The organism is Pseudoalteromonas sp. UBA6610 (assembly GCF_002433295.1).
Taxonomy (GTDB): domain Bacteria; phylum Pseudomonadota; class Gammaproteobacteria; order Enterobacterales; family Alteromonadaceae; genus Pseudoalteromonas; species Pseudoalteromonas atlantica.
Genome location: NZ_DJHW01000078.1, coordinates 5116 through 28936 on the forward strand (window position 1 = coordinate 5116; position 23821 = coordinate 28936).

The window sequence follows — 23821 nt, forward strand, 5'->3', positions numbered from 1 at the left end:
TGTTGGTCGCGGGCAAATTCTACCATTAATATGGCGTTTTTAGAGGCGAGTGCCACCAGTACAATTAATGCAATTTGAGTAAATATATTATTGTCTGAGCCTACAAACCACACACCTAATAGTGCTGAGAAAATAGTCATCGGTACAATTAATATTATGGCCAGTGGCAAACGTAAACTTTCGTACTGCGCAGCAAGCACCATAAATACAAGCAACACAACTAATGGGAATACATAAACCATGGTGTTACCAGCCAGTACTTGTTGGTACGTTACTTCTGTCCACTCGTATTCAATACCCGTTGGCAGGTTGTCGGCTAATATTGTTTCAATAGCAGTTTGCGCCTGATCAGAGCTATAACCGGGGGCTGGGCTGCCGTTTAGTTCTGCACTTGGGTAACCGTTGTAATGCATTACACGGTCAGGTCCTATTGTTGGTGTAACTGTAAGTACCGAGCCAAGCGGCACCATATTTCCTGCACTGTTACGTACTTTTAGGTTAAGGATTTGCTCAGGATCAAGGCGAAAATCAGCATCAGCTTGCGCATTAACCTGATAAGTACGACCAAACATATTAAAGTCATTCACATACACAGAGCCTAGGTATATTTGCAATGCGTCAAATACTTCATCAAGAGGAATACCTTGAATAAGCGCTTGCTCGCGGTCTATATCAATATCAATTTGCGGTACTTGAATACGGAAACTTGAATATAAGCCCATTAACGCGGGGTCTTGCTGCGCCTTACCAATAATGGTTTGCAAACTATTAAATAGTGCATCAAAGCCTTTATTTGCTCTATCTTCAATTTGCAGTTTAAAGCCACCTGTTGTGCCTAAGCCTTGAATTGGTGGCGGCGGAAATACAGCCACAAACGCTTCATCAATAGCTGCAAAACGCTGATTTAACTGTGCGGCAATTGCCATCGCTGATTGACTAGGGTCGGTGCGTTTATCAAAGCTCTCAAGTGGCGTAAATACAATGCCGCTATTTGGGCTATTAGTAAAACCGTTTACCGATAAGCCTGGAAACGCCACGGTGTGTGCAACGCCTGGTACTTCTAATGCTATTTTTTGCATTTGCGAGAGCACATCTTCGGTGCGGTCTAAACTGGCTGCATCTGGCAGTTGCGCAATCGCAACTAAATATTGCTTATCTTGCTGTGGAATAAAGCCACCAGGTACGGTATCAAACAATTTAATTGTACCGCCCACCAGCGCAACATAGGCCACCATAACAATAACGCTCATACGTATAAGCTTTTGTACCAGCTTTTCGTAGCCTTTAGCACCACGGTCAAACACGCGGTTAAATGGTTTAAATAACCACGCACCAAACAGTTTATTAAGTAAACGCGTGAATGCATCTGGTTTTGCATCGTGCGATTTTAATAATAATGCCGATAGCGCAGGCGACAGGGTTAAGGAGTTAAACGCCGAAATAACAGTCGAAATAGTAATTGTTAGTGCAAATTGCTTATAAAACTGACCCGATAAACCGGTAATAAATGCAGTAGGAATAAATACCGCACACAGCACTAACGCTATCGCAATAATTGGCCCGGTTACTTCGCTCATAGCAACACGTGTTGCCTCTAAAGGCGAAAGCCCCTGTTCTATATTTCGCTCTACGTTTTCAACAACAACTATTGCATCATCAACTACAATACCAATTGCCAGTACCAAGCCAAACAGCGAAAGTGTATTAATAGACACGCCTAGCCATTGCATTACGGCAAACGTTCCTATTAACGAAATTGGCACCGCAATCAATGGAATAATAGACGCGCGCCACGTTTGTAAAAATACAATAACCACAATTACAACTAATACAATGGCTTCAAGTAGCGTTGCTATAACCGCATCTATTGAACCACGTACAAACACAGTGGGGTCATATACAATGTCGTACTCAACACCCGCTGGGAAATCTTCTGATAAACGAGCCATGGTCTCGCGTACTTGATCAGAGAGCTCAATTGCATTTGAACCCGGGCGCTGAAACACTGGCATTGCAAGTGCTGGCTGGTTATCAAGCTCTGCACGAAGTGCATAGGTATCTTGGCCTAAATCAACACGGGCTACATCAGACAAACGCGTTAATTGCCCTTCTTCACCCACTTTAATAATGACCTTTTCAAACTCTTCAACACTGTTTAAACGCCCTTTTACATTTAACAAAATTTGAAATTGGCTGTCGTTAGAAATTGGCTGTGCACCTAAGCTACCCGCTGCAACTTGCTGATTTTGCGAGCGCAAAGCCGCCACAACATCGGTGGCTGTAAGCTCGCGCGCTGCTAAAGCATCTGGGTTTAACCACACACGCATAGAGTACTTACCACCGCCAAATAAACGAATATCGCCTACACCCGGTAAACGGGCAATTTCATCTTTAATATGAATGTCGGCATAGTTAGATAAGTACGCTGTGTCGTGGCTGTTTTCAGGCGAATATAAATGCACCACCATGGTTAAATCGGGTGATGATTTTTCGGCTACTACACCTAAGCGCTGAACCTCTTCGGGCAAACGTGGTAATGCACTGTTTACACGGTTTTGTACTTGCACTTGTGCACGGTCTAGGTCGGTGCCTAATGCAAACGTTACCGTAAGTGTCATACGGCCATCGCTGGTGCCTTGAGAAAACATATACAGCATGTTTTCGGTACCGTTAATTTCTTGCTCAAGCGGCGTTGCCACAGTTTGCGCAATAACGGTTGGGTTAGCACCTGGGTAATTTGCTGTTACCACAACAGTAGGTGGCACAACTTCTGGGTATTCACTTACAGGAAGTTGAAACAGTGAAATACCACCAGCAATTAAAATAACCAACGACAGCATGGCTGCAAATATTGGTCGCTGAATAAAAAAGTGTGAAAATTTCATCGATAAACCTTATTGCTTAGCCATTAACTGCGCATTGTCGTTTGACAGGGTAAAAGCCACGCCGCTTGTATCAATTGTTACTGTATTTGGCGAAATTGGCATACCTGGGCCTACACGTGCTGGGCCATTTACCGCAATAATATCGCCTTCGTTTAGGCCAGCAGTAACAGCGCGTAACGCACCATAGCGCTCGCCTACTTCTATTAATTTGTATTCAAGCACGTTGTTTTCGCCAACGGTTAACACAAAGCGATTTTTTAAATCGGTACCAATAGCACGCTCAGGAATAATTACTTTTTCGCTCACTTCGTTTGCTGCCAATTTAACGCGAGCAAAAGAACCTGCACGTAGTTGATTGTTATCTTGTTCAAATACCGCACGTACACGTAAAGTACCCGTTGCTGAATTAATTTGGTTATCAATAAAATTAATATAGCCTTGGTAAGCAAACTCTTTTTGCCCTACCTTTTGCATAACAACGGTTTGGCGGCTTTGTGCGGTTACATCGCTAAAGGCGCTATTCCAAGTACGCTCATCAACATCAAAGTAGGCATACATCGCTTTATTAGAAACAATTGACGTTAATACACTTTGGCCCGCTAATACGTTATTACCTTTGGTAATATTTGCGCGCGAGATAACACCATCAATCGGCGAAACCACTGATGTAAATTCTAAATCGAGCTTTGCAGAGGTAAGCTGTGCTTGCAGCGCTGCAAGTTGTGCTTCGCGCTGGCGAAGCGTTGAGGTACGCGCCTGTGCCTGTTCTGTTGAAATAGCTTTACGCTCTAATAAGCGCACTGCTCGTTTGTCTTCACTTTTTGCTTGTTCAAGTGCTGCTTCTGCGCTGTGTATTTGCGCTTCTAGGCTTGCTACAACTGCTGCAAAAGGGCGCTCGTCAAGTTGAAACAACACATCGCCTTGCTTAACAACATCACCTTCTTTAAATTCAATGCTATCAATCACCCCTGATACACGCGGCATCAGCGCAACTTCTTGCGGCGATTCTAAACGCGTGGTGTAGGTGTGCCAGCTTTGTACTGGTTTAATTAAAACTTGTGCTACATCGATAGGTTGTAATTGTTGTTGCTGCGCATTAGGTGTGCTCTCATCGGCACAGCCCGCTAAGGATAGAGTTGCCGCAGCTAATGCAGCAGCAATTAAATGTTTATTCATGAAGACGCTCCTTTATTTATTTATCTGGCATGTTACGGACTATACTTGCGGACAAAAACCATAGATTTATAAATTCATTAATGCCAAAATGGCATCAATAACATTTATTGGGTGATCATAATGGATACAACAAGCCGGCTTTTAATGCTGCTTGAAGTGGTAGAACAAGGCTCTTTTGCCAAAGCTGCAGAAATAAGAAACATAGACCGCTCTGTTATATCTAAACAAATCAGTCGATTAGAGGACGAGCTAGGCGTTAGGTTATTAAACCGCACCACCCGTTCGTTTTCGTTAACGGCGGCGGGCGCAGAAATGATAAAAAAAGCGTCAGAGCTAAGAGAGCTACTTGGTGAAACCGTACGTATGGCCGAAAACTACCACTTAGAGCCACGCGGTGTGTTAAAGGTTACCTCGTCAACATTAATTGGTCGGCGTTATTTACAACCTGTGCTTAACGACTTTCAAAAGCGTTTTCCACAAGTAGAAGTAGAGCTACGTTTAGACGATAGGCTAGTTGATATTGTATCTGAAGGGTTTGATTTAGCATTTAGAATTGGTGAGCCTAAAGACTCCTCATTAATTGCCCGTAAAATTGCCCGTAACAGGCTGCTTATTGTAGCCGCCCCTGAATTTATAAAAACCTATGGTATGCCACAAACCATAGAAGAGCTGGTGCAGTTACCCGCTGCAAGTTATGCAAGTAACGCTATGCGCGTAGAAACCATAGATTACTACGATAGTAAAGGTGAGCCGTGCGAGCTAAAAATAAAAAGCGTGTACAGAGCAAACGACGCTGAAGTACTGCTAATGAAAGCTATTTCAGGGACTACCTACTTTGTTGCGCCAGCATTTATTATCGATAAAGAAATTACACAAGGTCAATTAGTGCCCATTTTAACGGATGTTAAGTTAAAAGAGTTTAGCCATATGTATGCGGTGTACCCACACAGAGACTTACCAGTAAGAACACGTTTATTTTTTGATGCAGTAAGAGAATACCTAGGTAAAGACAAACCAATTTGGGAAAACAACATCCCAAATTTTGAGCAAATGTACTAGCCTCGTACTTAGGCTATTTGGGGCTTTTCAATCAGGTTGGCATTTGCTTGAAAGTACACTTTATTGCGGCCATATTCTTTTGCTTTATACAGTTGTTTATCTGCTTTAATTACAAACTTTTCAAGCGTGTCGCCTTGGCGATACTTAACAACGCCTATACTGGCAGTTACATTTATTTTTAGCCCATCAATCTCAAATGCCGTATTGTTGAGTTTTTCTCTTATGGTTTCGGCCATTGCCAATGCATCACTTTGTGACGCAAAAGAATGTAGTAAAGCAAACTCTTCCCCGCCCACTCTAAATACATACCCTTTTGCCAATACAACCCGTAACAAAGTGGCGACTTCAATCAGCACTTTATCTCCTACTGCGTGGCCATGGGTGTCGTTAACCTGTTTAAAAAAGTCTAGGTCGAGTAAAAACAAATAAAGTTGCGACTTATCTTTAAGCTCTACTGCAAAGTAATGGTTCATTGATAAACGGTTCGCAGCCCCGGTAAGTGGGTCTAACAAGGCCAGATTTTTCAGCCGCTTAGACGATAAAGCACGGCTGCCTTCAAATACATGAGAAATAGCCCAAATGCTGATATAAACAAAGGCAAGATTTAAACTGAAGTTAAGTGTTGTTAGAGGAAGTTGCGATGCTTTGGTTAATAATATGGCCCCCTGGAGTACAAATAACAAAGCCGATAATACAATGCCATAGCGCTTACCTAACAGTAGGTAATACAACACAGGTAACGCAAACGACCACACATACAAACCATTTATTGGCTTTGCTAAATAATTACCTAATACAATAACAAAGGTGACAAATATGCACATAACAACAGATTGCCATACTTCTAGTGCGTGTGTGTTTAAGCGGTGGTAGGTGTAGGCACAAAATACAGTGAGCGCTATTTCTAAATAGCCTAATAACGCAAAGTTATTTAAAAAAATATTAAACGCAGCAAAAAACAATGAGACAAAACCAAAACACAAGCACATCCATTTCAGAACGTTTCTTCTTAATGATTTAGTACTACTAAGTGCTGCTATATCCATTCAAAAAACTTAAAATAATAAAAAATTCAGTGTAACGCTAAAATTAAATATAACAAGTAGATATAAGAAAACATTAACTTTACTCACTACAGAGGCACGAGCACCCAACCAAACAGCTTACTATAAGGATTAACCACCTAGCATAGATAAGTTTGTAGTGACCCCAGTGTTACCTTGGTGCAATAAGTGCGTTGGTTTTTTTGTTTTTATGTAACGCGCTAACTGATCAATTAATGCCTGATTAGTGTTATCACTCATGTATTCTCTAAGTGATATACCCTGCTCAGAAAACAAACATAAATGCAGTTTCCCAAGTGATGAAATTCTTAACCTGTTGCAGGTAGCACAAAAGTCATTACTGTAAGGCATTATTAACCCTATTTTGCCTAAATAATCAGGGTGGAAAAACTCTTGCGCAGGCCCCGCCGTTACATCGCGTATAATGGGTTGCCAACCAGCGCGAAGCAACTGCTCTTTTATGGATTGCCCCGATATATGGTTAGCATCAAAAAATGCTTTATTGTCGTTTGTTTGCATTAACTCAATAAAACGCATCGTTACGGGTCTGTGCTTTAAATACGCTAAAAAAGGTTCAAGGGCACGACCATTGTACTGTTTCATTAGTACGCTGTTTATTTTTACTGAATCTAAGCCGCTCTCTAGGGCCGTGTCTATGCCTTGCATAACCGTGGCAAACTTATCGTTGCCGGTAATGGTATTAAACATACGTGGGTCTAGGCTGTCGATGCTAACATTTATTGCATTGAGCCCTGCGTGTGCCCAATCTTTAACATGTTTATGCATTGAGTAACCATTTGTAGTGGCGGCTATTTTGGTAATACCTTGGGTGTCTTTTGCCGCACGAATTACATCTATAAAATCTTTTCTGAGGGTTGGCTCACCGCCAGTAATGCGTAACTTTGATATGCCATGATGAGCAAAGGCGTTTACGGTATTGCTAATTTCGTTAAGTGAAAGAAAGTCTCGGTCGTGATCGCATTGATAACCATCCGGTAAGCAATACACACACTTAAAATTACATACATCAGTAATAGATAAACGTAGATAACTAAATTTTCGCCCTGCTGGGTCGACTAGCATAAAAAAGCCTTTAACATTTAATAATTCATCGCTAAGTTCAAAGCGCGTAAAGCCTGTGCCCTACGCGCTTTGTTAGCACTTAACTAGGCCGAAAGACCTGCTTTAAGCTCATTGGGTTTCATGGGTAAATTACGTAACCGTACACCGACTGCATTAAATACCGCATTTCCAATAGCTGGCGCAACACCAATTACACCTGGCTCACCTAAGCCCATTGGAAACTCATCACTTTGTACAAACTCTATGTCCATATCGGGCACATCTTGCATTCTAAGTGGTAAGTAAGTGTTAAAGTTAGTGGCTGCTACTTGTCCGTTTTGGTAATTATTTGATTCATGTAACGCAAGGCTTGTACCCCACAATAACGAACCTTCAAGCTGGGCTAGTGCACCATCGGGGTGAACAATTAAACCTGCATCTACCACGGCATAAAGCTTCTTAAGCGTAATTTTGCCATCGCTTTTATTTACGTGCACATGAGCTGCTGTGGCAATCCACGCTGGCATATTACGCTCTTGGCCTGAACTTACTGAAAAACCAATGCCTTCATTTTCACCCAGCTTAACATTTGCGACCTTCGCTGACACTTTTTTAAGTACCGCATTTAAGCGCAGCGCTCCGCCCACGCTTTCAGGGGCTTTACCTGCTTGTTTACCTTTGCCATCGAGCATTGATAAACGAAACTCAACCGGATCAATCCTTTGTTTGTGCGCTATTTCGTCGATAAAAGACTCTAAGCTCCATGCTATCCAACCAGGGCCTACCGAGCGAAGCCAACCTGGGGTAAATGTGCTTTGCGCTAATTCGTTATTAATTGCCCGGGCACGGTGGTTATCCATGCTGTACCAGTGATCGGCTCCAGAGGCTGAAAATGCATCAAACTTACCATTGCCATCAACCCCTGGTGATAAAAAGCCTGGTGCCATTGCTTTTGTTGGCCAACCTGCTGCAAAAGCATGCTCCATTGCACTGAGCTCGCCATTTTCATTAAACGAAGCTGTTAATTTAGCTGTAGAGGCAGAGCGTGATTGATCAAATAAGCTATCATCTGCGCGCGTAAATACCAGTTTTACGGGTTTGCCAATCGCTTTCGCTGTTAATGCTGTAGGCACAGTCCAATCACCAAACAAGCGACGCCCAAATCCACCGCCTAAATAATAAGGACGAATGATAACGTTATTTTGTTCAACCTCTAACGCCTTGGCCAATGCAGGTAATGTTAAAGACTGCCACTGATTACCGGTATGGATAATCCACTTGTCTTGTTTAAACTCTGCCACCGCGTTAAGCGGCTCTAATTGATAATGGCTTGCTGTTGCCGTGGTGTACAGTGACTCAAGAGACTGCGTTGCCTCAGCCTGCATTTTAGCGGTATCACCTTCATTAACAAATAAGGTGCCAGCGTTGCTATCGTTACATAATTTTTCGCCGAGGGATTGAATATCGGCCTCTGTAACATTAGCTGTTTGCCCTTTTTTATAGGTTACTTTTAGCGCATCTACCGCTTTAATAGCACTGGGGTAATTGTCAGCTAAAACCACCACCCAGCCTTGTACGGTATTACTCGGGTCGTTTAAAATCTCAAACCCTTTATAGCCTTTTATTGTTTTTGCAGCGCTATCGTCCACCTGTGTCACTTCACTACCATAACGTGTTGGTGGGATCACAGGGCGCGCATACACCATGCCTTCAAGCTCTACATCTATACCGTATACGGCAGTACCATTTGTTTTTGCCGGAATATCAAGCGCTTTAAAGTCTTGTTTTAAACCCGTTAAGTGGCGTTTATTGGCAGGCTTTAACGGCAGTTTTGCAACTTCTTCACTGCTAAAGGTACGGTTAAACTCACCATTTTTAACAATATCGGCATAACTGATCGATTGATCGCCTGCAATTATGCGCCCTTTACTTGCGTGGCACTGCTCAGGCTTAACCCCCAGCATACTAGCTCCAGCGTCTATAAGGGCTATACGCCCCGCAGCGCCAGCTTGTGAAAGCGGCTTAAAGCTTTGAAATACAGACCACGAGCCACCTGTAACCATGTAGCCCCATTTTTCGTGCGTATCTACATACGTGATTGATACTTTATCCCAGTCGCACTCAAGCTCATCTGCCACAATACGCGCTAAGGCGGTGCCTACGTGCTGGCCCATTTCAGCTTTGGCAATACTAACGACTACTTCACCTTGCTGGTTCATAGTCCACCAAATTGTGGGTGAAAACGATTGTTGTGCAATCGACTCTTTGGCGCTAAGTTCACCTGAAAATAAAGCCGGAGCAAATGCCATAACCAGGCCAGCAGTTGCTGTACTAATCATAAAAGAGCGACGGTTTAAGTCTACGGTTTCGGTATTTTTTTGAAATAGTTTTTTCATTGTCGGCTCCAGTTACACGTCTAGCTCTTTGGGGTTAAACATTTGTACTGCACTTTGCGATTCATCAGCTGCACGTTGTATAGCCGATTTAATACGCTTGTACGCCATACAGCGGCAGTAGTTGCCATTCATATGATTTACTATTTCTTGATCTGTTGGATTTGGATTGTCTGCTAATAACGTAGCTGCTTGCATAATTTGCCCAGATTGACAGTAACCACACTGAGGTACTTGCTCATCGACCCACGCTTTTTGCAGCGGATGCGCGTTGTTAAGCCCTTCAATGGTCGTAATGTTTTTTCCTGCCACTGCGCCCACGGGTAATACACACGAGCGCGTTGCTTGCCCATCTAAATGCACTGTACATGCACCGCACATAGCAATACCACAACCAAACTTAGTTCCTTTTAACCCTATTTCATCGCGAATAACCCACAGCAAAGGTGTATCTGCACTTGCTTGCGATTTAACCTCTTTGCCATTAACTGTAAACGTCACCATAGCTTGCCCCTTCATTAAGCCTAAATAAAATTAAAGTAACGCATGACCCATACACGTTACTTTTTATACCACCGTACGTTGAAACTATTACGCTTTGCATTGCAGCGCACATTTAAAATGCGCGCTGGCATAACTGTTAAAAATTTAATCTCGTTTTAAACGTTTAACCTAAAGTTTAGGCTATATTTTTTAGTTTATTCGCTTACAGTTAGGTTGTTGTTATTATTAATAAACTGCTTTAATTGCTGTTGAGTGTCGATATCTGTGCTTGCCTGCTTAAGTAAAATGGTATTAACGTCAACCTGTGTATCGCGCAGCAAATGTTGAGCGCCTTTATCACAATTTAGCGCTGCTAGAGTTTTAAAATCACAGGCAGGAAATACAGCAGGTACGCCAAGGCGTTCGCCATAATCAGCGCACCAGCGCGAGGGGTTGTTGTTAAAATGAGTAATTAAAGTATTTATGTGTGTAGCACTAAGCTCAACCTGATCCGCCAGCATAAATAAAATCCCCTCTAATGAGTGCGCCTGACTTATAGTGTGTGTTGCCAGCGCAATGGATTTTCCTAAGCCTATTTGCCAGTGTGGATTATGCAGTATTTCAACATTGTTATAGCCACGTAACGCGTGTTCAATTTGCGCATGCCAAGCACCGCTAATAACGTATATGGGTAATGTGTTATCACCTTGTAAGGTATCTACGGCGCGGCAAATCATTGGTTTATTACCTACATCGGCTATAAGCTTACAGCCGTTAAAGCGCGACGATTGCCCAGCGGCTAAAATAACCTTTGCTACGCGCACCTTAGTTGCCCCAATTACTTAACGATGTAGCATCTTTATTAGCAAATACCGCATGAATTTCGCTAATGAGCGACAAAGCTATGCTCTCTGGCGAGTCGCCTCCCAAATTAAGCCCAACAGGACCAAATACAGGCGCTACTACCTTATTTACCGTTGTATTTGCATGTTCAAACACTTGCGCTCGGCGATGTGCAGGCCCCAGTAATCCTATGTACTTTAGTTGGCTTTGCTCAAGTGCGGCTAACGCCTGTGAGTCAAGCTCTACACTGTGGGCCATTAAAACAGCGGCATCCACTTTGTGCTGTTCGCAAAATTGTTTAAGCTGCGCAGCTGGGCAACGCAAAATATTATCGGCCTGCTTAAAGTAGTCTCTTTTAGCATTTGCAGCTCGGCTATCCCATACACTTACCATCCACCCGAGTTGTTTAGCAAACGCGTATACTGGTATCGCATCAGCGCCACCGCCAACAATTAATAAATGTGCGCTGGGGTAAATAGCCACTTCTAAACGTTGAACTTTATCTTGCTCTAAAAGCGCTGCTTTGCGGTTTAAAGATAAGTTGTGCTGCTGCGCCACAGTTTTAAAAACGCCAAACCCCTTTGCCACTAAAGGTTTAATTTGCTGTGTGTAGTGCCCCGATTGCTTATTTTTAAGCGCATTAAACATGCTATCTAGTTGTAAGTATTCGTTTTCACTATTAACGCTTTGCAAAATAATATGCACCACACCACCACAGCCAATTCCTAGCTGAAATGTTAAGTCGTCTTCATCGGTTGCATCGTAGGTAATAGTTTTAGAATGTAATGTGGTCATAACCTGTTTGGCGTGGCGCTGAATATCAGCCTCTAAACAGCCACCCGAAAGCATGCCTAAGCGCTGGCCAAGGCTTGAAATAAGCATCATCGCGCCCAATTTTCGATAGCTAGACCCTTCAATTTGGTACAAGGTTGCTAGCACCCATTGTTGTTCATCACGAAGCGGATACCACGTATTGAGCATTCCTTTTAAATCAGTAACCATTAGCTGCAGCCATTTCAAACCTTAATATGCGCGCGTTTTAATTATCACCAAGGTGTCGCTTTGCTTCATTTGTTAGATATAACGAGGATAATCAAGCAACAAATAAGTGAGAAGCGTACGTGATATATTTTAAAATCGATCAGATAGGACGTTATTAAATATGAAATATTATCTTAGCATTTATCGAGGGCGAGGTGACCTGTGTGGATTGAAATTTTTCACTCTAGGTGCAATTAAATCGCCTTCAAAGGCTTTGCCCTGACTAAAAACCAAACTCCCTGCTGTAAAGTCATCCACCGCAGTACGCCTCGCGCTAACTTCCTTAATAAGCGTAAAATTTATAAAAAGGCGCACATGCTTAATTAGCAAACAATACGTTAGCTTTTTGGCTAATGTGAGCCTTGGCTTAAATAAGCATTAATCTTCAATTAAATCGGTGAGCGTATAAATTAGCTCATCAAACTCATCATTTACACTCTCGCGTTGCTGCTCACTCAATGTGGTATTTAGCTCAATAAGTAGATTTACATAGAGCGCTAAGTTTGCATCATTACTGGCTAATAGTTCTTCGCTCATATAGGCTTCTCGCTGTGTAATTACATAGCTTAATTGTTTTACAAATTCAGCCTCACTGAGCGCTTTATTTAAAAGTACTTGCTGCGCTGCATTTAAACGCGTTTGCTTGTACTGATGCCAAAGCAATGAAGAGTCATAATGAGCATTGTTAGCTTGGGTAATAAGCTGCGTTTGCACAGGGGTTAACTTTCCTAGCCATTGTTTGTAGTAATCGAGCTGTCTTTCTAGGCGCTCGCTTTTGCGCTCCTGCGCTGTTAATTCATTAAACTCTTCGTATTCTTCGTTAATTTGCGTTTGGATATTAGCAATAAGCTCTTCGCGCTGCGCATAAGAAAGCGTAAGCCCTAACTGCGCGAGCGGTATATGCGCATGTTCAAGAATGTTTTGAAAATGAGCTCTGGCCAATACCACTTGCGACTTTAGTTGCTGATAGTCTAACTGCTGATTAAATAACCCTTTTAAATTTAGGATATCTTGCTTGTAGGCGGGTAATTGCGTGGTGCGATGCCACTGCTGGGTTGTGTTAATAATACTTTTTAGTTGCTTGTTTTGCTGCTTATTTAGGTCAATGTAGTCATCTACCCAAAACGATGAAAGCCACGTTAAGTTATTATAAGTAAACGAAGTCGAACAACTACACAAAAAGAGCAGACTGAGCGCAATGGTTACGCGCGAAACTTTTATATTTTTTATTTTAAACATGAAATCCTCAACTAACGCTTTCTCTCAAACTCTCACATAAATACGCAAAGGTGTTAATTTACTTTAATTGATAATAATTATTATTTACTGTTGACACACCATCAAATCTAAATAATAATTAATCGCATAAACAAAGTGTAACGACCTCAGTGCCCAAGGAAGAAATACAGCATGGATGCTGACATTTTGTTTTAAGCGCGTGACTGCTTAATGGCTATTATTTACTCGACCCAAGTAATAGCATAAAAGTTCATCTCTACTTGCTACATTGCTCATATTAGTGACGGTTAATATGACATTAAAAGCGCAGGCCTTGGCTTGCGCTTTTTTACTGCTTTAAATTTTCTGTAATATCTGTATCTTACGCTTATAAACAGCGCATTATTAGCAATATAATTGCTTATTTAAGCTATAATTACCACAACAGCTTGGCTAAGTGTTAAACGAGCATATAATCACCAAAGCGTTAGTATTTCACTTAACCCCAAGCACTTGCACCATTTTATACGTGGCTATTAAATAGTAAGTACAAAGTGTTGCAATAAAACAGGTTTTTATACATACACATTGCAACTATTACCTATTGGAGACATGGCTATGTCACAGTTTAATTTAAAAGCATTAATACTCACTGGCGTTTTGCTTTCAAGCCCATTTGCACATGCAACTCTTGAAGACGGTATAAGAGCTGCCAACGAAGGCGAGTTTGCGACGGCACTAAAAGAATTTGAATATTTAGCTGATAAAGGCTTTGCCCCTGGTATTTACGAACTAGGTAAACTTTACGAGGGCGGCTATGGTGTTACACGCGACTACTTTAAAGCGGCAGAGCTTTATAAAGAGGGCGTTAAAAAAAATCACGCTGACTCAATGTTTGCGCTAGCGGTTTTATACGATGAAGGCAAAGGCGTAAAGCTTGATAAGCAAATGGCGGTTACGTTATTTGAAAAAGCAGCGAAAAAAAACCTCCCCGCCGCACAATTTAATTTAGGTGTTATGTATGCAAATGGCGAGGGCGTAACGCGCGATTATAAACAAGCCAGAACGTGGTACGAAAAAGCCGCTGCTAATAACTACTCACTGGCGCAATTTAATCTGGCGCTCATGTATTTTGAAGGCCTAGGCATGCCAAAAGACTTAGAGAAGTCGTATGTGTGGAACACCATTGCAGAATACAACGGCAACATGCAAGCAAGCCATAGCCGTAAGCTAGATGAGCGTAAAATGCTACCTAAAGAAATAGAAGAAGCAAAAGAAAAAGCCGACAAAATCTACGAAAAAATACTCGCAGGCACGTACGCCGGTGAAGGTCGCTTATTTTAATTTTCGCCTAGCTAAACCCAAGCGTTTCACAAGGGCAAATGCATCTCGCATTAGCCCTTTTTTATATCAATTTACTTAATATATAAAAATTTAAGCAACTTAATAATAAGGTTGCTCTGTTTGAGTAAAAGCGCGGTACGCGGGTTAAACGAGCTAGACACCAAGGTGTTTTTTGCATGACTAAAGGTTAAAAACCCTTCTTTACCATGATAATGCCCCATTCCTGAATGCCCAACGCCACCAAATGGCACATCGTCTGCTGTCACCTGCACTAAGGCATCGTTTACAGCAACTGTACCACTTAATGTTTGTTCCATGATGTAATCTTGAGCGTGCTTATCTTGGCCTAAAATATATAGCGCTAAAGGGTGATTATGCGCTTTTATGTAGCTAATTGCCTCATCGAGCTTTTCGTAGGTTTTAATAGGCAAAATGGGGCCAAATAACTCATCTTGCATTAACGTCATATCATCGCTAGGCGCGGTAACAATATGCAAACCCATTCTATGCTTTTGTTTGTCTTGCTGGTTTTGATCTAGCGGCTTAATTACTTGCGCACCTAACTGCTGTGCTTGTGTTAAATACCCTTCTAAGCGAGTGTAATGCGCATCGCTAATAATTGACGTTAAGTTTTTGCCTTCAACCCCGTCTTTAAAGTGCTTTTTATAAAGCTCGCACAATTGCTGCACCAGCTGATGCTCAAGGGCCTTAGGTACAAATACATAATCTGGGGCTACACAAATTTGCCCCGCATTAGCCATTTTACCAAACAATAATGTTTGCGCTGCTTTTTTAATATTAGCTTGCTCAGTAATTATCACCGGCGACTTACCACCAAGCTCTAAGGTAACAGGGGTTAAATTTTCGCTGGCCGCTTTCATAACCATCTTGCCCACTGACGTTGAGCCAGTAAACAGCAGATGTGCAAATGGCAGTGCAGAAAACTCACTCGCTACATCGCTTGCCCCTAACACCACTTTACAGTGCGCTTGTAGCTCGTCTGCAAATATTTTTTCTATGACTGCATTAGTATGCGGGGTAAATTCGCTGAGCTTAAGCATAACTCTATTACCCGCAGCAATGGCGGTAATAACAGGCACTAATGCCAATTGTATGGGGTAATTCCATGGTGCAATCACACCAACTACACCAAGTGGCTGGTAAGTCACACTCACTTTTGATGGCCACAAACTTAAGCTAGTTGAGCGCTTACTGGGTTTTGCCCATTTTGGCAATTTTTTAATAATGTGCGCTAAGCCCTGAACCGTTGGTAGAATATCGCCAAGTAACGTATCGAACGCGGTTCTGTAGCCAAAGTCTTTTGATGCTGCATCGATAAGCGCTTGTTCATTACTAACAATGCGTTTGTGCAACGTTTTTAATAATACGATACGCTTATCTATCGGGAGGTACGACTGGGCTAAAAAGCTATTTTGCAGCTCATTAAACGTATCGCTGAGTGACGGTGTGTGTGTGCTATCAGTATCCAATGGTGCTACTCGTGTATCATTTTGCTACGACTATAACGCCGTTCTGATTTTCGAGCAATAACACTAACTATCTAAAAATTACCGTTTTTGTAGGAACAAATAGCCACAATTAACCACTACTCGCTCAATAATTTAGCCCTTAAATTACTTTTATTTAGCTCGTTAGCGGCTCACAAGGAAGCGTAATAATAAATTTAGCGCCGCCTTGCTCGCGGTTCTGTGCGCTTAGCGTGCCATTAAGCGCGCTAATAATTTGCTTAGAAATACACAACCCAAGCCCTAGCCCATCAACCGATTTAGTACTGTAAAAAGGCTCAAAAATAGTCTCTATATCGTGCACTTCTATGCCCGGACCGGTATCTTCAATACACAGTTGCACACTATTATTTAGATAATTGGCACTAATACTCAGCTCGCGAGTAATACACCCCTGCATTGCTTGGCTGGCATTCGATATTAAGTTAACTAACACTTCTTCAAGGGCCGCTTTATCTGCTAACACGTTTAATTGGCTGTCAATTTTAGGCGGTAAAACACTTATATTGTCCTGCTTTAGCTGGTTTCTATTAATCTCAAGTGCCTTGGCTACTGATTCACTTAATGGCACTTCGCTAATAATCGTTTTTGCAGAATCAGAAAAATAATTTAGCTGTGCAACTATCTTATGCACTCTTGCTACTAAGGCTTCAACAAACTGTAAATTTTCGTTTAGGGCTTCAAACTTTCCTTTAGCTAGCAAGCGTTTAGCACTGGCTAAGTAAGTATTAATGGTATTAAGCGGGTGATTAATTTCGTGGTTAAAGCCCATGCTAAGCTGGCCAATTGTTGCAAGCTTAGTTGATTGTACAAGCGCATCTTGCTGTGCTTTAAAAGCATTAGTACGTGCACTAATTTCCTGACTGACACTGTGATGGGAATAAACCAGCTTTTTAACGCCAACAAAGCGCCTTAAAACAACATACCCTAGGGCAATAATAAGCGCATAAATTACCACAAAGCCAAATAACGCCGGTAATTGGGCAATATTAGCATTAGATACATTTACTAATACGGTAACCGATGCGTTCAAAAAGCGTAATTTTTGCTCTACCGATAAATAGTTATGCTCATCAATTGTGCTAAACAGTAACCTTTGTGATGTGTAATTTGAATGGGCAATCAGCTTAGGTTGATAATCTAAATACGCACGACGCTGAGCGATGTCTCGCCGATGAGTAATATCAAGTGTAGAAAACGTATTCAGGCGCCAATTTTCCATATCTGAAATAGCAATCACGCTATCTTCTAGCTGCACATAAAAGTGGCTGCCCTTTGCGGTATTTAAAAGCTCACGGTCACTTTCAAATTTGTTCACATTAACTTTTAAAACAACAACCCCTACCGCTTGATTATTGTTATAAATGGCTTGTGAAAAATAGATGCCTCGCTCTTTTGTACGCATGCCTACGGCAAAATACGCTACTTTTTCACCTGCAAATGCGCGCTTAAAATACGGTCTAAACGACAGATCGCTGCCTAAAAAATTATGATCGGCCTGCCAGTTACTACTTGCAATCACAGCGCCTTGTTCATCAAGAATATAAATATCTGAGGCACCACTGGCTTGTTGTATATCAGCTAAGTAGTTATTAATCTTTTTTTCGTTATTTTGCGCCGCACCTAAAAAATCAATAACCTCATTGTTATAGGTAAGAAGCTGAGGAATTTTTGAAAAACGCGCAAGCTCAGCATCAATATAATGCTTTAACTGAGTTGCTTGCTGGGCTGCTTTTTGCTCGGCCTGATTATAATAATGAGTTCGGCCATAGCAAAACACGACCGACAATAGCACTATCAGTACAACAAAAGATAAAAGAAGTTTTTTAGAAAAGGAGAACATGCCCTAGCTCACAACAAAATAGCTATAAAATTTAAGGGCGCTAGTTTAACGGGTTATGGGCGCTAACAACAGAAACTTTGTGTTAACAAATACAATAAATCTTAATTTATTTATAAACTGCTGCAAGTCTGTACTGACTCGCAACAGTAAACATCATTAGCGGTACTAAAATTACGAGTTAGTGGCTAATTGAGGCTTATTTTTAGCGTACTTGTATAAGCCGATCAGTGAAGCTGCAATCCAGAAAATCTCAATTACAAAGCTTGCAAGGTTAAAGTTGTAACACAAACTTATTAACAGCAAAATTGCCCCTGTTAAATTCATTATGTTGTACAATAACCCCGTTGGGGATGCTTTATTAAGTTGTAATAAAAAGAATGCACCAACAACTAAGAAAGTACCCGCCATACCTACAATATCAAATAACAGTGCTATCACACGTTTATCCTTTGCTTAAAAAACCCAACTAACTGGCCCTATCCTTGGGGAGGGTGTTTTTCAATCATTGAAACAGCAAAACCGGGCGAGTATATCAGGCTTGTTTATTGGTACAAGGTCAATTGTCCGCCTTACTAATCATCAAATCTAAGCTTTTGTAGTTATTACATTTTTAAACGTATTGGGTTATTTAAAGGTAACCTTACCGCCAATTATTTTATAAGCTGGCGTACCGCGTATGATTGCTGGGCGCGCAAATGGGCGCTCGCATTGGGGGCAAATACACGGTGTAGTTGTGTAATCTTGGGTTATTCGCTCTATAAAACACTTTACTAAAGCGCCTTTGCCGCCTTTTCTATATTTAAACAGCGCCGCTTTGCAAGCAGAGCAAAAAATATCGACTGTTTTAGTCGGCCCTTTTTTATTTGGCTTAGCCATACACTCCTTAACATATCTACGTAGATACAAAGCAGGCATTTTAGCAGTTAATAAATAAAAACGTTACAGAAGCTAGGCAAACTGCCTAATAAGCGGTGAAGAAAAACGCAGGGGATTAAATAATAGGTACGATATAAAACGCCATAAAAGCGTTTCGCTAATCTCTAAAAAACAGGCGGTTTAATTGCGCTGATAACACATTCATATTAAATGGTTTAATAATAAACCCCGACACTTTTGCTTTGATAACTTGTTTTACTGTATCAGCGTTATCTTCGCACGTGACCATAATTACAGGTAAATCGACTAAGGCTTGGTCGTGGCGTATGTTATCGAGCAAGTTTACACCGTCTACTTTAGGCATGTGTAGGTCGGTTATTACTAAATCAAATTTTTGCTGACGCAGTATTTTTAATGCCTGTTGGCCGTCAGTTGCCTCTACAACATTTTTGTAATCAAGCTGCCTTAACATATTAATTAATACGTGGCGCATAAGTGGCATATCATCAACGACTAATATTTTCATAATTATCTTTATTGTAGCGCTTAAAAGTGGCGCCTTATTTAGCTTGCTTAGGGCCATACACCTATAATAAAACCCATTAATGTAAATTGTAATGTGTAATACCCTGCATTAATTATAAATAACTTGATTGGCCGCTGCTCATAAATGTAACTGAGCCCCAGCGAGCTACCTACCCAAAACAAACCGATGGCAAAACCTGTAAAGGCGCCCTCTCCCATTCCGGCCTCTTTACCTAAAAATAATGAAAGCACCACCGCCGACAAAAGTGCAAGTACCATACTGCCGCCAAAAATTAACGCCGGTTTTGCTGTTTGTAAATCAAGCTCCGTAAGGCCTGTACACTCTAACCAGGCATTTTTAAAAAAAGCGTTTGAGTACCAAATACCGCCAAGCATAAAAGAGGAAAGCGCCGCCACAAGCACGGCAAAAAAATTAACATCAGTAAAATTCATACATACTGCCATAATGCATAGTGTACAAGGGTATTTTGACTGTAGTTAAAAATACCCTAAGCAGCAAATTATCGCCTTTAAAATTTGCGGTTTAGGGCGTGTTGGTTTTTGTGGAGGTTTTTAAAAATCGCCATAGGTGGCACGCGTTTGTGCCTTTAAATCGGTTGGCGAAAGCGCTGCCTCAAGCCCTCGCTTACCTGCACTTACATACACTGTTTTAAAGGCCATAGCGCTTGAATGAATAAAAGTGGTTAGGCGCTTTTTTTGCCCAAGCGGGCTAACCCCTCCCAAGATATACCCTGTAGCGGCTTGTACCTTTGGCGCGCTTGCCATTGCGACCTTTTTAGCGTGACTCAGTTTGGCCAATTGCTTTAAATTTACTTGCTGGGAAATCGGTGTAACGGCAACAATTAACTGCCCTTCATTGGTTTCAAGCACGAGGGTTTTAAATACCTGCTCACTGTTAAGGTTTAACTTTTCAACGGCTTCTTGGCCATAACGCGTTGTATTAGCATCGTGTTGATAACTAAGTACATCGTGAGGCACATTTTGTTTTTTCAGTAATTCTATTGCCGGGGTCATACAATTTAGCCACATTATTTTAAGCGCATTATTAATCTACAATAAGGGTTAATCATTTTGAAGAGTAACTTAATAGCAGATACGTAAAAAGCCTTTTATTGACGAGGGTATAGGTACAAAGGGTAAAGCAATGTGGGTCAATTGCCTAAGGCAACAAAATAGCTCAGTGAATTAATCGATTGAGTATACGCACTTTATAATATTGCTAAGTCGTGCCCAGTAATATGGTTGAAAAAATGAATTTGAGCCAAAAAAAACGGTGCATCAAGCACCGTTTTTTTTAGTTTTTACGATAACTAATTACTTAGTTAAATCGTCAAAAAACTTTTTAACGCCGTCAAAAAAGCCTTGCTCTTTAGGACGGTTTTTTGAGCTATCTTTGCCCATGCTCTCGTCTAACTCTTTAAGTAACTCGCGTTGACGCTCGTTTAAGTTAACTGGCGTTTCAATCACTACTTTACAAATTAAGTCACCTTGAGCACCACTACGAACCGATTTAACACCTTTACCACGCATACGGAACATTTTGCCCGTTTGTGTTTCAGACGGTATTTTAAGTTTTGCACGGCCATCAAGCGTAGGCACTTCAATTTCGCCACCTAAACCTGCGGTAGTAAAGCTAATTGGCACTTCGCAGTACAAGTTATTCGCATCGCGTACAAAAATTGGGTGTTCGCGTACAGATACTTGCACGTATAAGTCGCCAGCTGGCGCTCCGTGCATACCCGCTTCGCCTTCACCGGTTAAACGAATACGATCGCCTGTATCTACGCCTGCTGGAATTTTAACTGACAACGTTTTCGTTTTCTCAACACGCCCTTGTCCGTGACACTTATCACATGGGTCTGAAATAATCTGACCTTGTCCCTGACACGTTGGACACGTTTGTTGAACAGCAAAGAAACCTTGGCGCATTTGTACTTGGCCAGCACCATGACACGTAGTACATGTTTTAGGCTTAGAGCCCGCTTTTGCACCACTGCCATCACACGGCTTACAGCTAACCCATGTAGGTACTTTTATTTCTACTTCTTTACCACGGACCGCTTCTTCTAAGCTTAGGTCCATGTTGTAACGTAAATCTGATCCACGTTGTTGACGCGATTGACGACGGCCACCACCGCCACCAAAAATGTCACCGAACACATCACCAAAAATATCACCAAAATCGCCTTGACCACCACCGCCAAAGCCACCGTGACCGCCGCCACCGCCTTGTTCAAAGGCAGCATGGCCGTATTGGTCATACATTTGACGTTTTTGATCGTCGGTTAAAATCTCGTAAGCTTCTTTTACTTCTTTAAATTTAGTTTCGAGATCTTTATCACCGGCGGTACGATCTGGGTGATATTTCATCGCTAAGCGTTTATACGCTTTTTTTATGTCTCTCTCGCTTGCATCTTTGCTTACGCCGAGAACTTCGTAATAATCGCGTTTTGACATATCTATCACACTACTCTTTTCTATTTGCAGCTAGGCTGCGGGATAAACCGATAAATCACATCGATTTATCATGAAAATTTTAAACCTTAAATACATACAAAAGGCGCGACAAGCTGTAGCCTGCGCGCCTCAAAAGTTCATCCTACCCTAAAAACTTGAGCAAATCATGTTGTTTAGGCTAGTTAGAAGCTTAGCTGACAATTACTTGTCGTCTTTTACTTCTTCAAACTCAGCATCAACTACATCGTCGTCTTGCTTAGCAGACTGTTGTGGTTGCTCGCCTGCATCTGCGCCACCTTGTTGCGCTTTAGCTTGAGCGATTTCCATTAGCTTTTGAGACTTTTCAGCAAGTGCTTGCGTTTTAGCTTCAATTTCTGCTTTGTCATCGCTCTTAATAGCTGCTTCAAGGTCAACAACAGCTGCTTCAATTGCATCTTTGTCTTCGCTTGGTAGCGCATCGCCAGCTTCTTCAATTTGCTTGCGAGTACCGTGTACCATTGCATCAGCTTGGTTACGAGTTGCTACTAGCTCTTCAAACTTTTTATCTTCTTCCGCGTTAGCTTCTGCATCACGAACCATTTTTTCTACTTCTTCATCGCTTAAGCCTGAAGACGCTTGAATCGTGATTTTTTGCTCTTTACCTGTATCTTTATCTTTCGCTGATACATGTAAGATACCATCCGCATCTACATCGAAAGTTACTTCGATTTGTGGAGTACCACGTTGTGCTGGACGAATACCTTCTAGGTTAAATTGACCTAGAGATTTGTTGTCGCTAGCACGCTTGCGCTCACCTTGTAGTACGTGAATCGTAACGGCAGATTGGTTATCTTCTGCTGTAGAGAACGTTTGCGACTTCTTAGTAGGAATCGTTGTATTTTTCTCAATTAGCGCGGTCATTACTGAGCCCATTGTCTCAATACCTAGCGATAATGGAGACACGTCTAGTAATAGTACGTCTTTAACGTCACCTGCTAATACACCACCTTGAATTGCCGCGCCTACTGCTACAGCTTCATCAGGGTTAACATCTTTACGTGGCTCTTTACCAAAGAACTCAGCAACTGTTTTTTGTACTAGTGGCATACGTGTTTGACCACCTACTAAAATGATATCGTTAATATCATTTACAGATAAATCAGCATCCGCTAGAGCACGTTTAAGTGGCTCAATTGACTTAGTTACTAAGTCTTCAACTAATGACTCAAGTTTAGCACGCGTTAGTTTAACGTTCATGTGCTTAGGACCTGATGCATCGGCAGTCACGTACGGAAGGTTAACTTCTGTAGATTGTGCAGATGATAGTTCGATTTTCGCTTTTTCAGCCGCTTCTTTAACACGTTGCATAGCAAGCGGATCGTTTTGTAAATCGATACCTTGGTCTTTCTTGAACTCAGCTACTAAGTAGTTGATTACGCGGTTATCGAAATCTTCACCACCTAAGTGAGTGTCACCGTTTGTAGCAAGTACTTCAAATGTGTGCTCGCCTTCAACTTCATCAATTTCAATGATTGATAAATCGAAAGTACCACCACCTAAATCGTATACTGCAACAACGTTTTCACCTTTGTTTTTGTCCATGCCGTAAGCAAGGGCAGCAGCTGTTGGCTCATTGATGATACGTTTAACTTCAAGACCCGCAATACGACCAGCATCTTTTGTTGCTTGGCGTTGTGAATCGTTAAAGTATGCAGGTACTGTGATTACAGCTTCAGTTACTTCTTCACCTAAGAAGTCTTCTGCTGTTTTCTTCATTTTTTTAAGTACTTCTGCAGAAATTTGTGGTGCAGCGCGTTTTTCACCGCCCGCTTCAACCCATGCATCGCCGTTATCAGCTTTGATGATTTTGAACGGCATAATACCGATATCGCGTTGTACTTCTTCGTCTTCAAAACGACGACCAATTAAACGCTTAATTGCAAATAACGTGTTAGTTGGGTTAGTAACCGCTTGACGCTTAGCAGGTTGACCTACTAGCGTCTCACCGTCTTGCGTGTAAGCAATA

General features: G+C 41.7%; 20 protein-coding genes. 2 read left to right on the forward strand and 18 right to left on the reverse strand.

The window, feature by feature from the left end:
- Together B4F91_RS10430 and B4F91_RS10435 are read right to left on the reverse strand one after the other, a co-directional pair.
- A partial coding sequence (locus B4F91_RS10430) for an efflux RND transporter permease subunit (protein ID WP_288635715.1) occupies positions 1-2885 on the reverse strand: 2885 nt, incomplete at its 3' end.
- 9 nt (positions 2886-2894) lie between these two features.
- Positions 2895-4061 (reverse strand): efflux RND transporter periplasmic adaptor subunit, encoded by a 1167-nt coding sequence (locus tag B4F91_RS10435; RefSeq protein ID WP_286937337.1) that lies wholly within the window; start codon positions 4059-4061, stop codon positions 2895-2897.
- A gap of 120 nt (positions 4062-4181) precedes the next feature.
- Here B4F91_RS10435 and B4F91_RS10440 point away from each other — a divergent pair, with 120 nt between their 5' ends.
- Positions 4182-5120, forward strand: coding sequence for a LysR family transcriptional regulator (locus B4F91_RS10440; protein ID WP_004588705.1), 939 nt, complete (start codon positions 4182-4184; stop codon positions 5118-5120).
- A gap of 8 nt (positions 5121-5128) precedes the next feature.
- On the opposite strand, the gene B4F91_RS10445 is transcribed toward B4F91_RS10440, so the two are convergent.
- From B4F91_RS10445 to B4F91_RS10475, 7 genes are all read right to left on the reverse strand, one after another.
- On the reverse strand, positions 5129-6166 hold the full coding sequence (locus B4F91_RS10445) for a GGDEF domain-containing protein (RefSeq protein WP_248450338.1): 1038 nt from the start codon (positions 6164-6166) through the stop codon (positions 5129-5131).
- A 129-nt stretch (positions 6167-6295) separates the two neighbouring features.
- Positions 6296-7267, reverse strand: a complete 972-nt coding sequence (gene moaA, locus B4F91_RS10450) for a GTP 3',8-cyclase MoaA (RefSeq protein ID WP_055253993.1) — start codon at positions 7265-7267, stop codon at positions 6296-6298.
- 83 nt (positions 7268-7350) lie between these two features.
- Entirely contained in the window at positions 7351-9642 is a 2292-nt protein-coding gene (locus B4F91_RS10455; protein WP_286937334.1) for a xanthine dehydrogenase family protein molybdopterin-binding subunit, read from the reverse strand.
- A 12-nt stretch (positions 9643-9654) separates the two neighbouring features.
- Positions 9655-10143 (reverse strand): (2Fe-2S)-binding protein, encoded by a 489-nt coding sequence (locus B4F91_RS10460; protein WP_029771953.1) that lies wholly within the window; start codon positions 10141-10143, stop codon positions 9655-9657.
- Positions 10144-10337: 194 nt separating this feature from the next.
- Positions 10338-10946 carry a nucleotidyltransferase family protein gene (locus tag B4F91_RS10465; RefSeq protein WP_286937333.1) on the reverse strand — a complete coding sequence of 203 codons (609 nt, stop codon included), beginning with the start codon at positions 10944-10946 and terminating at the stop codon, positions 10338-10340.
- Between the two features lies 1 nt (position 10947).
- Entirely contained in the window at positions 10948-11967 is a 1020-nt protein-coding gene (locus B4F91_RS10470) for an XdhC family protein (protein WP_286937331.1), read from the reverse strand.
- 417 nt (positions 11968-12384) lie between these two features.
- Complete coding sequence (locus tag B4F91_RS10475; RefSeq protein WP_286937329.1) at positions 12385-13245, reverse strand: DUF6279 family lipoprotein; 861 nt, start codon at positions 13243-13245, stop codon at positions 12385-12387.
- A 597-nt stretch (positions 13246-13842) separates the two neighbouring features.
- Between B4F91_RS10475 and B4F91_RS10480 the strand changes: the two genes are divergently transcribed.
- Positions 13843-14568, forward strand: a complete 726-nt coding sequence (locus B4F91_RS10480) for a tetratricopeptide repeat protein (protein WP_024032214.1) — start codon at positions 13843-13845, stop codon at positions 14566-14568.
- 71 nt (positions 14569-14639) lie between these two features.
- Here the strand turns inward: B4F91_RS10480 and B4F91_RS10485 are convergent, their stop codons facing one another.
- The 9 genes from B4F91_RS10485 to dnaK all read right to left on the reverse strand — a co-directional run.
- Positions 14640-16058 carry a coniferyl aldehyde dehydrogenase gene (locus B4F91_RS10485; protein WP_273588438.1) on the reverse strand — a complete coding sequence of 473 codons (1419 nt, stop codon included), beginning with the start codon at positions 16056-16058 and terminating at the stop codon, positions 14640-14642.
- Positions 16059-16212: 154 nt separating this feature from the next.
- Entirely contained in the window at positions 16213-17937 is a 1725-nt protein-coding gene (locus tag B4F91_RS10490) for an ATP-binding protein (RefSeq protein WP_286937327.1), read from the reverse strand.
- Between the two features lie 171 nt (positions 17938-18108).
- Positions 18109-18375 carry a CBU_0592 family membrane protein gene (locus B4F91_RS10495; protein ID WP_004588716.1) on the reverse strand — a complete coding sequence of 89 codons (267 nt, stop codon included), beginning with the start codon at positions 18373-18375 and terminating at the stop codon, positions 18109-18111.
- Positions 18376-18561: 186 nt separating this feature from the next.
- A complete protein-coding gene (locus B4F91_RS10500) occupies positions 18562-18813 on the reverse strand; it encodes a hypothetical protein (RefSeq protein WP_004588717.1) in 252 nt (83 codons plus the stop codon).
- 157 nt (positions 18814-18970) lie between these two features.
- Positions 18971-19339, reverse strand: coding sequence for a response regulator (locus tag B4F91_RS10505; protein ID WP_024031358.1), 369 nt, complete (start codon positions 19337-19339; stop codon positions 18971-18973).
- A gap of 47 nt (positions 19340-19386) precedes the next feature.
- Complete coding sequence (locus B4F91_RS10510) at positions 19387-19791, reverse strand: DUF1761 domain-containing protein (protein ID WP_004588719.1); 405 nt, start codon at positions 19789-19791, stop codon at positions 19387-19389.
- A gap of 120 nt (positions 19792-19911) precedes the next feature.
- The gene (ybaK, locus tag B4F91_RS10515) at positions 19912-20373 is read right to left on the reverse strand and encodes a Cys-tRNA(Pro) deacylase (protein WP_286937325.1); all 462 of its coding nucleotides are present in this window, start codon (positions 20371-20373) and stop codon (positions 19912-19914) included.
- A gap of 300 nt (positions 20374-20673) precedes the next feature.
- The gene (gene dnaJ, locus B4F91_RS10520; RefSeq protein ID WP_024031901.1) at positions 20674-21816 is read right to left on the reverse strand and encodes a molecular chaperone DnaJ; all 1143 of its coding nucleotides are present in this window, start codon (positions 21814-21816) and stop codon (positions 20674-20676) included.
- Positions 21817-22017: 201 nt separating this feature from the next.
- On the reverse strand, positions 22018-23821 hold a 1804-nt coding region (gene dnaK, locus B4F91_RS10525), incomplete at its 5' end, for a molecular chaperone DnaK (protein WP_288635721.1).